Origin of the sequence: Vibrio sp. V23_P3S9T160 (assembly GCF_963886625.1) — a bacterium.
GTDB classification, from domain to species: Bacteria; Pseudomonadota; Gammaproteobacteria; order Enterobacterales; family Vibrionaceae; genus Vibrio; species Vibrio anguillarum.
The window spans coordinates 1-11,995 of the sequence record NZ_CAWPDB010000189.1; the positions used below are offsets into that span (position 1 = coordinate 1).

An 11,995-nucleotide genomic window follows, 5' to 3' on the forward strand; every position below is an offset into this window, starting at 1 on the left:
GAACCGTTTAGTGGTTTCGATTGTTGGTCACGCCAATAAATTCAACAATCCTTATTTTGTTAAACATGCTGATTTTTAACGTAATAAAATTTAGCGTAATAAAAAAGCCTGAGTGGTTTCACTCCGGCTTTTTTGTCAGACATCGCAAATGAAAAGCACTAGCTGAATAACGTAGAATAGAAGAGCAATTAAGCGTAATTGGCATCCACTAATTCACCAGCAACAACTTTGCTCACTTCAGCACGATTTTCTAACCATTTTACAACCAACGCTTTATCTTCTTCTGTTGCTGAACGGTAGCGATCGGCTGCGCACACAAAGCCGTCAAAGATCTCTAATCCACCACCACCGAAACAAAGACCGATGTTATCAACGTAATCAATAAACTCATCAACGAAGAGATCGTATTGTTCAAAGTCTTTGATAGACGTTGTACAGCTAACTTCAAAACCGAGGATCGCAAATTCACCTAAAAACAGTTTCTTACGGATACGGCGGTTTTTATTTTCTAGCTTGTCGATTTTCATCATATTTTCTCTCTCTGTTTGAATGCGGCATTTATACACCTTTCAGCACCATTTCCAAAATGATTCTTTATATAAACCGCCACAAGCGGACACTTTCACAACAAATTGTTTCAAGATGTGCCAAGACAAAACAAGTTAAAACAAGTTAAAACAAGCCGCTCGTCAAGCTTAGTGACGTCAAATTAAAGTCAAGAAAATCATAATTATTGACTGCTTCGCAACTTAATCTAAAAACTTCGCACAACTTTTGAGCCTGCCACCCATGCACATTTTTATTTCATAGTGCATGGTTAAATCAGCTCATTTAGCCCTTGTAAATCGTATTTTTTGAGGTGGATTTATGTTTGATTTAAACGGTGAATGGCGATTGAGCTCACCCGAGTATCCCGATATCCAAATCGCGATGACACTGCCCGGCGACCAGTATCATGCATTACTGCAAGCGGGTTTGATCCCTCATCCCTATTATGCATCCAATGAGTCTCAGGTTCAGTGGGCTGGTTTATGTCATTGGGTATTAACAAAAGCGATCACTTTAAATGCGGCAGATCTTCAGTGCCCAAACCACTTACTGGAGCTGAATAAGGTCGATACGTTTGCTGATCTATGGATCAACGGACAGAAGGTTTTACAGTGCCATAATGCTTTTCAAACCTATACCGTTAATATTCGCCCTTATCTGCAAATTGGTGTAAATCATTTTGAATGGCGATTTGAACCTGCCGCTTCGGTAGCCAAGCAAAGAGCCGATGAGCTGCCCTTTCCCATTCCGTGGGCACAAGGGAATAATCAACTTCCTCACATGAACACAGTGCGAAAACCTCAATGCCACAGTGGTTGGGATTGGGGTATATGCCTTGCTGTTTGTGGTATTTTTGCACCAATGCAATTAAAAACGGTACAAGAATATTCACTGCTGGGTGTGGATATTGAACAAGTTTGGCATGCTTTAACACACGTTACGCTGCACGTGAGAATACGGCATAGCGAATCGCTCTCCACACCCATCACACTTACTTTTGGCGATCAAACTATTACGATCGATAGTGAGGCATTTTGCAACCAAAGCAGTGTAGATATTGATGTTCACCATCCGCATCTCTGGTGGCCAAACGGTTACGGTGACCCTTATTTATACACACTGTCTATTACCATGGCACAGCAGCAGATCAACCGCCAAGTTGGCTTAAGACGTCTCACGTTGCGCACTGATCAAGATTCCATCGGCAGTGAAATGACCTTTATCGTGAATGAGGTCTCGATATCAGTGAAGGGCGCGAATTGGATACCAATGGACGCCATGCCAAGCAAAGTCAATTTTTCCCGTTATCAACAGCTGTTACGAGCCGCACAAGAAGCTCACATGAATATGATTCGTGTGTGGGGAGGAGGTGATTATGAACACGATCATTTCTATCAACTTTGCGACCAACTCGGATTATTAGTCTGGCAAGATCTGATGTTTTCCTGCGCACAATACCCTTCAACACCGAGTTTCTTAGAAGAGGTAAAGCAAGAAGTCACACAACAAATACAACGTTTGAAGCACCATGCTTGCCTTGCCATTTGGTGTGGTGATAATGAGGTGATTGGTTCATTAACTTGGTATCCAGAATCTCGAGAAAACCGTGAAAAATACCTAGTCAATTACGACCGACTCAATCGTTTTTTAGAAATCCTCGTCAATGAACAAGATCCAAGTCGCCGTTTTTGGGCAAGCTCACCTTGCAATGGTGAATTAGATTTTGGTGACGCTTGGCATGATGATAATAAAGGTGACATGCATTTTTGGGATGTGTGGCATTCAGGTAAATCCTTTGACGCTTACCATTCAATATCCCCACGATTTTGTTCAGAATTCGGTTATCAGTCTTGGCCTTCATTTAGTGAAGTGAAGCAGATTATCCCAGAAAGCGACTGGAATATCAGTGCGCCTCATTTTGAACATCACCAAAAGAATGCTCGTGGTAATAGCATCATCACCGAAATGTTTACTCGCTATTTCCGTTTCCCGAATGGCTTCCAGCAGATGCTTTATTTGAGCCAAGTTCAGCAAGCCATGGCGATTAAAACGGCTGTCGAAGCGTGGCGGGCAACCTCACCGATTTGCCGTGGCATATTATATTGGCAACTCAATGACAACTGGCCCGTCGCGTCTTGGTCAAGCATTGAGTATTCTGGACGCTGGAAGCAATTACATTATCACGCCAAACGATTTTATAACCCGCTTTTGGCCTGTTTTTCTGAAGATGAGAAACACCTATCACTGAGAGCCATTAATGATGCACCCGGTGAGCAATACCTTGTGGGTGATATATATTGGTTTGGATGGGAAGGAGAATTGCGAAAACATTGGTCAATCAATGAACGACTGCCCCAAGAGAGTAACCAAATCGTGTGGCAACACACAATAAAGGATTTCACACCAGAAAAAGGCGCGATCTACTTTGTCAGTACAGATGGCCAACGGGATAATTTTTGGCTGCCGGATGTACCCAAACGCTTGCCCTTAAAATCGGCTCGCATATTGAGTGAATATCGTGCGGGCAGTCTCTGTTTGACCACTGACCGACCTGCACTTTACGTTCACCTAGAACATGACAACGTACTACAATTTTCTGACTCCAGCTTCTTTTTGCTCCCCAACCAAATGCGGACAATCGCCTTTAGATCAGACGATAAATCTCACTTAAACTGTACTATTTATCAACTGGCTGAATGAACTGAGCCGAATAAAGACAAGCGCTCAGCCTTAAGGAAGGAAACGAAAAAGAGCTGCGTATCAAGCAGCTCTTTGCAAGCTAAACCATTTTTGCTAATGCATGTTCAACATTCGCTCATGTCAAACACTGACTAATGTTGAACACCAGATGGGTTTTCACCAAATTCAGTCTGTTGATAAATATCTGCAAGGGTTTTTGCACGTTTTGCTGCCTTGCGTCGTTTCGTTGGTTCAAAGTATTGCTCGACCTGCTTCAATGTCTCTTCATGGTCTTGCGCGGATTGGACAAAGTCTGGGTTGGCTAACGCTTCTTGGCGAAGGCGGTTAACTCGTTCTAGCGTTTCCCACAACATATTTCACCTCCAACTTCACTGTGCATACATACAGCTTAGTAAAGAGTGACATAATGTCAAGCAATTAACTGTGGATTTATACAGTTAATTAAAATAAATGCTCATTATTTCAATGAGTCATTAATCTGCGAGGCCTCTTAAGGTGCGCACGTTGATTCTCGAAGCACCAGCTTACCTAGATAGCGATGTATCTTGGCATCATCCGAGCCCTTCCCTTCAGCCAATTGTAGGGCCAAGGCTACTGCGTCCTTCGTCAGTTGCTCAATGGGAAGCGATATTGTTGAGAGATTGGGCACCGAATACGCAGCAGCAGGCTCATCATCAATCCCCATCACAGAGACCTGATTGGGTACCAAAATGGCATGTTCGTAAAGTGCGCGCATTGCTCCTAGTGCCATATCATCGTTACAAGCAAAAATAGCGCTGAACTCACTCTGTTGTTCTAATAACCGTTGAACCGCGGCATAACCCGCCAGCATAGAATTATCACCTTCAACAACGAGCGTGTGATTGAGCTCAATACCAGCCTGCTGCAAGCCTGACTGATAAGCAGCAAATCGCTGTTGTCCTGTATCACTGTCCAAAGGGCTAGTGATGCAAGCAATGCGGCGATGGCCAAGTTCAAGCAAGTGATTAATCGCTAAAGAAGCGGCTTGATGCTGCTCAAAACCAAAACTATGTAAACCGACTTCTTCCAAGGTTCGATTGAGTACTATCAGTGGCACTGAAACATCAGATTGCAATGATGCCAGCTCATGATTCGACAAATGGCGGCTGTAAAGCATGATGGCGTCACAACGCTGAGTGAGCAATGAGCGCACTGCTGCTAATTCGCCTGCCGCGTTATCGTGACTGTCCATGACAAGTAAGGTCTTACGTGCTTGCTCGGCACCTTGTGCTGCTTGATGCAATAAGCTGCCAAAATAACTCCCTTGAAACTGAGGAAGTATCAGCCCAATCGCATTTGCACTGTTTGTGGCTAATGCTTGCGCCAACACATTAGGTTGATAACCCAAGGTGGACATGGCTTGTAAAACGGCTTCTCGCGTACTTGCTTTTACTTGGCCAGTTTGATTGAGTACGCGCGATACGGTGGCTTTAGACACGCCCGCTGCTTTACAAACGTCATTGATTGTCGCCATGGTGACTCCTAATAAAAACCCCCGACTCTTGGAAGCCGAGGGAGTTTACCTAATTTCCTAAGCTGGATGAACGCTCTCAATCAACAATTATTATTGTCATTCCACGTTTATAATTGTTCGCCATTGGTTTTGATCACGGACTGATACCAGTAAAAGCTTTTCTTTTTACTGCGAGCCATTGAACCAGAACCATCATCGTGTTTGTCTACATAGATGAAACCGTAACGTTTTTTATATTCACCAGTGGTGAACGACACACAATCGATACAGCCCCAAGGGGTGTAGCCCATGACATCAACGCCGTCTATAGCAATGGCCTTCTTCACTTCTCGTATATGTGCTTGTAAATACTCAATCCGATAATCGTCTTGCACTTGGCCTTGCTCATCGACTTCATCGATCGCCCCAAAACCATTTTCGACAATAAAAATCGGTTTCTGGTAGCGTTCATACAACTCAGAAAGCGCGTAGCGAAGCCCTACCGGGTCAATTTGCCATCCCCAATCAGACGCTGTGAGATAAGGGTTTAAGCGACTTTGTTTAAATAAACTGGTTGTTTCACCTTCAGCGTTGCGATCATCAGAGACAATATTCGTCATGTAATAGCTGATCGCAAGGTAGTCGGCACAACCCTTACGCAGTATCGCTTCATCACCATCGAGCATATCAACGGTTATCGATTTTCGCTCCCATTCACGCCAAATATAGCTTGGGTAATAGCCACGAACTTGCACATCGCTGAACAAGTACTTCTCTCTCATCATTTCTTGAGAGCGGATCATATCTTCTGGACGACACGACGCGGGATAAAGCGGCATCATATGAATCATGCTACCCATTTGAAATTGAGGGTTGATCTTATGACCGAGATCGACCACTAAAGCACTGGCAATAAATTGGTGATGCATGACTTGGTACATCACCTGCTCTGGGTTGTCATGTTCAGTGAAGATCACCCCTGAGTTACAGTAGCCAAACAGTGGGAATTCCCAATTTCGCTGGTTATTGATCTCATTGAAGGTAATCCAGTATTTCACTTTCTGTTTATAACGCTCCATCACCACTTGGCTAAAGTTAACGAAGAAATCCACAAGCTTGCGATTTGCCCATCCCCCGTATTGTTGTACAAGGTGGAATGGCATCTCAAAATGCGAAAGCGTAATAACTGGCTCAATGCCGTATTTCAGCAATTCATCAAAAAGATCATCATAAAATTGTAGCCCTGCTTCATTGGGCGAGACTTCGTCACCTTGTGGAAAAATACGAGTCCAAGCAATTGAGGTTCTAAAACATTTAAAACCCATCTCAGCAAAAAGTGCAATGTCACCTTTGTAATGACTATAAAAATCAACGGCTTCATGATTAGGATAGAAATAATTTGCATCCACACCGGAGGTCATCACCCTAGGTACTTCATGCGCTCCTTTTGAGAGCACATCGACAATGCTGACTCCTTTTCCACCTTGGTTCCATCCACCTTCAACTTGATGTGCTGCTACAGCCCCACCCCATAAAAAATCTTTTGGAAAACCATTCGTTGCCATCGTCATCTACCTCGTCTTCATTTGCTGACTCAATGTACCCTTATGTCGATCTAATATGCTATTTCACGCCATGTGGACACGTTGTATAGAAATACATCATCGCTTTGCTACTTTGCGTGACATCATAAACGATTATCGTAAAAATGTAACCGGTTTCAGAAACCGGTTACATTGAAATTAATAATTCTAATGTTCTCGGAAGAAAATACGCACTATTTGTTACTGACAAGTGGCAAACAGAGACATTCCGTAGCACTTTTGCTGTGACTACTGTATGCTTGCGCCTTTCCGCAACGTGATGCGGATCACTTCCTTATTTACATATCGAGACATTTTAATGAGTTTTGCCTCTCTGGGTTTATCCCATGCCATCCTGAAAGCCGTTGCTTCTCAAGGTTACGAAACACCATCGCCAATTCAGGCGCAAGCTATTCCAGCCGTTCTTGAAGGCAAAGATGTGATGGCAGCGGCCCAGACAGGTACCGGGAAAACAGCAGGATTTACCCTGCCCATTTTGGATCTATTAGTTAAAGGCCCAAAAGTAGGCCCCAACCAAGTGCGTGCATTAATTCTGACGCCGACACGTGAATTAGCCGCGCAAGTTGCCGACAACGTGGCAACTTACGGACAAAACCTTCCACTACGCTCTGAAGTTATTTTCGGCGGTGTGAAAGTTAACCCACAGATGATGAAAATGCGTCGTGGGGTAGATATTTTAGTCGCGACACCGGGTCGACTGTTGGATTTATACAACCAAAATGCGATTAAATTTAACCAATTAGAAATTTTGGTCTTAGACGAAGCGGATCGCATGTTAGACATGGGCTTCATTCGTGACATTAAAAAGATCCTTGCACTGCTGCCAGCAAAACGTCAAAACCTACTCTTTTCGGCCACTTTCTCTGATGAAATTCGCCAACTTGCGAAAGGGTTAGTTAACAACCCAGTCGAGATTTCGGTTACGCCACGCAATAGTACCGCCAAAACTGTCAAACAGTGGGTACATCCTGTAGATAAAGCGAAAAAACCAGCACTATTGATTCAACTAATCAAAGAAAATAATTGGCAACAAGCGTTGGTATTTACACGAACTAAACACGGCGCTAATCGCTTAACCGCACAACTTGAAGGCAGTGGCATCAGCGCCGCCGCTATTCATGGCAATAAAAGTCAAGGCGCACGTACTAAGGCATTGGCCAATTTTAAAAGTGGTGAGATCCGCATTTTAGTAGCAACGGATATTGCCGCTCGCGGCATTGATATTGACCAATTACCACAAGTGGTAAACTTTGAATTGCCTAACGTCCCTGAAGATTATGTTCACCGAATTGGCCGTACAGGCCGTGCAGGCGCTGAAGGAAATGCGATCTCTTTGGTCTGCGCCGATGAAGCAAAAGACATGTTTGCCATTGAGCGCCTTACCCAAAATTTACTAGAACGAATTGAGGTTGAAGGCTTTGCGCCAGTGAACAAATTACCGGCATCTCCTTCGCTACAACCGATTAAAGCGAAAAAGCCGAAAAAGAACAAACCAGAACATAATGACGGACAGCGCTCTGGTGATGTAGCAAAAGGTCACAGCATAAGCGCGAATACCAAAACTAATGACAGAAAGCCGAAAGCGGCCAATTCCACTCGTTCAAACAGTAACAAACCAAGTGCAAACCAACCCACGAGAAGCGGATCGGCTGGACAAAATAGACCTCGTAGAACAAACAAAATCGCGGCGAGCTGATATTACTCACTGACTACGACTCTCTGATTAAAAAGTAAAGGCCACTTTCATCTAGTGGCCTTTGTGCTTTTACGTGCCTTTGGGCGGTGTGAATGCGGTTAGAGGAAGTGGCTCTCCTGCATATTTCTCTATTTTCACAATTGAAGAGTTACCAGCACAGCCATTGGCTAACCTTGAAGTAGGTATGTCAGCGGTCAGTACGTTGCATCCTCCGTTTTTACATAAACCATGAGGTTTATCAAAATCGGGCCATGCCCCTTCATGAATACAGACCGAACCTTGCTTAATTCCATCCGTGATCAGCGCGCCAACTAAGACTTGGCCACGTTGATTATAAGCACGGACAAGATCGCCATCTTTGATCCCTCGAACTTTTGCATCTTCTGGATGAATCCAGATCGGTTCGCGGTTTGCTATCGCATATTGCTCGCGTAGTGCCGCATAGTTTAACTGGCTATGGAGACGATGAGCCGCATGCGATGTCATCAATTGCAGTTCATCGGCTTGAGCATTCCCCACCCACTCCGTTGGCGGCATCCACATAGGATGTGGCGGGCAATCGCTATATTTGAAGCCTTCGATGGTTTTGGAGAAGATCTCAATCTTGCCACTTGGTGTACCAAGAGGGTTCAGGATAGGATCCTCTCTGAAAGAGGAATAACGCACAAACTTCGCGTTCGCTTCGTTCCATTTCATCTCAATGAGCTGATTTTGTTTCCAAAAATAGCTGAAGTTAGGCATTGCAATCCGATTCTGGCGACCGATAGCTTGAGCTCCTTTATAGAAACCAGCCAACCATTCCATTTCGGATTTATTTTCCGTATACACTGCACGTCCGCCCGGTTTTAACAGCTCCGCCATATCAGCAAATACATCAAAATCATTTCGCGCTTCAAATTGAGGCTCAATTGCCTGTTTCATCGGCACTAAATGTTGATTGCTATAATCCCCTGTCATGGTGAGATCATTACGCTCAAATGACGTCGTGATGGGCAGTACAATATCAGCGTGTTTTGCGGCCGCAGTCCAATAAGGCTCAGAGATAACGATGAGTTCCGGCTTTTGCCACGCTTTAATCAAACGGTTGGTATCTTGGTGATGAGTAAAGTTTGCACCGCCTGCCCACCAGATCATTTTGATGTTAGGAAATGTTTTCTCATGCCCGTTGTGTTGATATTGACCGGATGGGTTTTCCAACGCTTCAACAATACGAGCCACAGGAAAACTATTTACTGCTCCAGAAACGGCCCAATCATTACCCGCAGATGAACCACCATCAATGGCCGCTGATATAGCAGGTAAAACACCCGCAGTCCGCGTTGGGTTACCGCCATTGGAATAGTGATATGAAAAACCAAACCCACCACCGGGTAAACCGATCTGCCCTAGCATTGCAGCCAGAGTGACAAGCATCCAGTGTTTTTGTTCACCATATTGCTGACGTTGGATTCCCCAACCAGCCATGATCATAGTTCTATTTTTGCTAAAAATATCAGCCAATAGATCTAGTTGTTTGGCAGGAACGCCACAAATTGCCTCAGCCCATTGTGCTGTCTTTGGCGTGCCATCAGAATGACCTAGCAGATAAGCTTCAAACTTGTCGTAACCAGCGGTGTATTTATTCAAAAATTCGAGGTTATGTTGGCCCTTTTCAACTAATGAGTGAGCGATCCCCAACATCATCGCAACGTCAGTACCAGGATGTGGTGCAATCCACTGAGCGTTTTCACCAAAAAATTCGATGGTTTCCGAACGCATAGGATCGATAGCGATAATGGTTTTTTTAGAATGTTTGAGTTGATTAAAAAACTCAAGCCCCGCGCCGTCGGTACTGCTCCATGCTATTTTCAGTGTATTAATAGGGTTAAGCCCCCAAAGCACCACAACATCACTACTTTCAAGCACAACAGGGTAAGTTGTTTGTTGTTCATACACTTCTATCGAACCTACAACGTAAGGCATAATGACCTGCGCAGCACCCGTAGAATAATCACCTAAATGACCCGAATAGCCTCCCGCCATACTCATATAGCGTTGCAGTAGGGTTTGAGCTTTATGTAAAATCCCACTGGATCGCCAGCCGTAAGAGCCCGCAAAAATTGACTCGGCTCCATAAGCAGTGCGAATACGGGCATGCTGTTGGTGGATTAATTGCAGCGCTTTTTCCCAACTAACGCGGACGAACTCATCGTCTCCTCGTTTACCATCTGGCATATGGGGATTGGCTAGAAAACCTTTACGCACCATCGGGTATTTGACCCGCGCTTTAGTATGCACTTGATCTGGCGCTGAGGTTTGTAGACTATTGGGTACGGTTTGCGGCAATGCATTTTTGGAGGAAATAATTTTCCCATCCTTAACTTCAACCAGCATAGCGCCCCAACGCCCAGCAGTCAGCACACCAGCTCCTCGCGGTGCGGAAGCGAGAACTGGCATGGGTTTAACCGAAAAAATAGCGATCGCACCTGCAGTTGCACCAGCGCTTTTTAGAAAACTTCGACGTGTGAGAGTAGTCATCACTGAATCCTTATTTCATTTTTTATTGGGCAACAACATCTTTCGCATTGTATTGGAAATATTTCGTGAGGATTTCTAGATCCTCTGCGGAAATAGAGGTACGGTCCCCCATACTTTTTGCCACAGAAGGCCACGCGTTAACCGTAAAATGGTTACTCGGAATTTTGGCATGACATGTTGAACAGTAAACATTGTCCAATTGCTCAGCGTATGCCCAAAGCGAATCCATTTTACTCAACACTGGCGTGTCGATGTCCCCGGCAAGTGTTACTTGACGCCACTGATTTCCGTAGGCATCTTCGTTATACTCTTTTACGCTCAATGCTTTTTGCCCTGCTTCAGTTAACATAGCAATCACAGCACGCTTACCTTCACCCATATACAAGACTTGTTCTGCACCTTGCATCTGATAACCACTCAATTCAACGGTGCGCTTGCCATCGCTTTCATTCAATACTTTCAGCGGCGTCGCTGGATTGATCGTTCCGAAATCAGAAATGGGCGTAGATTGCATCGCATAAACAATAGAAGTGCCCACAGGGGTTAACTTTGCCTCTTCAACTAAATGGGCTAATGCTTGGCTGTCCATTTTGACTTCAGGAAGCATGTGCGCCACACCTTTATGGCAATCAATACAGGTTTGATTATTGTCGATACCGTACTGATGCATTTTTTGTGCTTGCGCCGTTTGGTCGTAAATCTCCATCGCATCTTCACTGTGACATGAACGACAGGTTGCAGAATCGTTCGCTTTTAATTGCGCCCAGACAGTTTCAGCCATCTCGGCTCGATGCGCTTCATACTTTTCAGGTGTGCTGATCTTCTTGGTAATAAACTCATGATAGATATCTTTGGACGCCCTGATTTTAGTGACTAAATAATCCATACTATCAGTGGGTATATGGCAATCAGCACATTCTGCACGGATGCCTTTGGCATTGCTGAAGTGTACCGAGCCTTGATACTCCTGAAAGGGTGCTTGCATAGTATGACAAGAGAGACAAAATTCCGTACTCGACGTTTTTTCTAAGATGACATGAGTCCCTCCAAGGCTTAACCAACCGAGCAGCACCCCAATAGCAAGAACTCCCACTATCATTCTTTTTTTAATATTCATTATTCCTCACAAATCTCAACGGATGTGGTTTTGACAGAACACGTTGCATTTATGTGATGCGCATCGTATTCCATAAGGAAATCATACCCCCAAAGAGGGATGTCAACTTGACAGTAGTCAATTTAGACAAGAAACAGGCGTGACCTATGTCACCTTTCCTATAAATTGATAAAATAGAAAATAAATAGCCACACAAATGATAGAAATTAAAAACACATAAAACACAACCGATTGATATTAAAAATAAAAGACAAAAACCCCAAAGATAGGCAGAGCCTTATCACTGATAATGTTGACTAAAAATGGTTTGAAAAGTAACAAAAATCACGAATAGCCTG

General features: G+C 44.2%; 8 protein-coding genes. 2 read left to right on the plus strand and 6 right to left on the minus strand.

The window, feature by feature from the left end; translation table 11 throughout:
* Window positions 1-188: 188 nt before the first annotated feature.
* Entirely contained in the window at window positions 189-527 is a 339-nt protein-coding gene (locus AACU59_RS17705; RefSeq protein WP_026028717.1) for a YggL 50S ribosome-binding family protein, read from the minus strand.
* Between the two features lie 340 nt (window positions 528-867).
* On the opposite strand from AACU59_RS17705, the gene AACU59_RS17710 reads away from it, so the two are divergent.
* Window positions 868-3,249: a glycoside hydrolase family 2 protein gene (locus AACU59_RS17710; RefSeq protein ID WP_094145450.1), complete on the plus strand. Its 2,382-nt coding sequence runs from the start codon at window positions 868-870 to the stop codon at window positions 3,247-3,249.
* 131 nt (window positions 3,250-3,380) lie between these two features.
* Here the strand turns inward: AACU59_RS17710 and AACU59_RS17715 are convergent, their stop codons facing one another.
* The 3 genes from AACU59_RS17715 to AACU59_RS17725 all read right to left on the minus strand — a co-directional run bounded on the left by AACU59_RS17715 (window position 3,381) and on the right by AACU59_RS17725 (window position 6,288).
* The gene (locus AACU59_RS17715; protein ID WP_010319365.1) at window positions 3,381-3,602 is read right to left on the minus strand and encodes a hypothetical protein; all 222 of its coding nucleotides are present in this window, start codon (window positions 3,600-3,602) and stop codon (window positions 3,381-3,383) included.
* A 137-nt stretch (window positions 3,603-3,739) separates the two neighbouring features.
* The gene (locus tag AACU59_RS17720) at window positions 3,740-4,744 is read right to left on the minus strand and encodes a LacI family DNA-binding transcriptional regulator (protein ID WP_094145449.1); all 1,005 of its coding nucleotides are present in this window, start codon (window positions 4,742-4,744) and stop codon (window positions 3,740-3,742) included.
* Window positions 4,745-4,851: 107 nt separating this feature from the next.
* Window positions 4,852-6,288: a 6-phospho-beta-glucosidase gene (locus tag AACU59_RS17725; RefSeq protein ID WP_026028850.1), complete on the minus strand. Its 1,437-nt coding sequence runs from the start codon at window positions 6,286-6,288 to the stop codon at window positions 4,852-4,854.
* Between the two features lie 274 nt (window positions 6,289-6,562).
* Between AACU59_RS17725 and AACU59_RS17730 the strand changes: the two genes are divergently transcribed.
* Window positions 6,563-8,023 (plus strand): DEAD/DEAH box helicase, encoded by a 1,461-nt coding sequence (locus AACU59_RS17730; protein ID WP_017042471.1) that lies wholly within the window; start codon window positions 6,563-6,565, stop codon window positions 8,021-8,023.
* A gap of 69 nt (window positions 8,024-8,092) precedes the next feature.
* Here AACU59_RS17730 and AACU59_RS17735 read toward each other — a convergent pair whose 3' ends face one another.
* Entirely contained in the window at window positions 8,093-10,540 is a 2,448-nt protein-coding gene (locus AACU59_RS17735; RefSeq protein ID WP_094144805.1) for a molybdopterin guanine dinucleotide-containing S/N-oxide reductase, read from the minus strand.
* A 22-nt stretch (window positions 10,541-10,562) separates the two neighbouring features.
* Entirely contained in the window at window positions 10,563-11,657 is a 1,095-nt protein-coding gene (locus AACU59_RS17740; protein ID WP_094144804.1) for a NapC/NirT family cytochrome c, read from the minus strand.
* Between the last annotated feature and the right edge of the window lie 338 nt (window positions 11,658-11,995).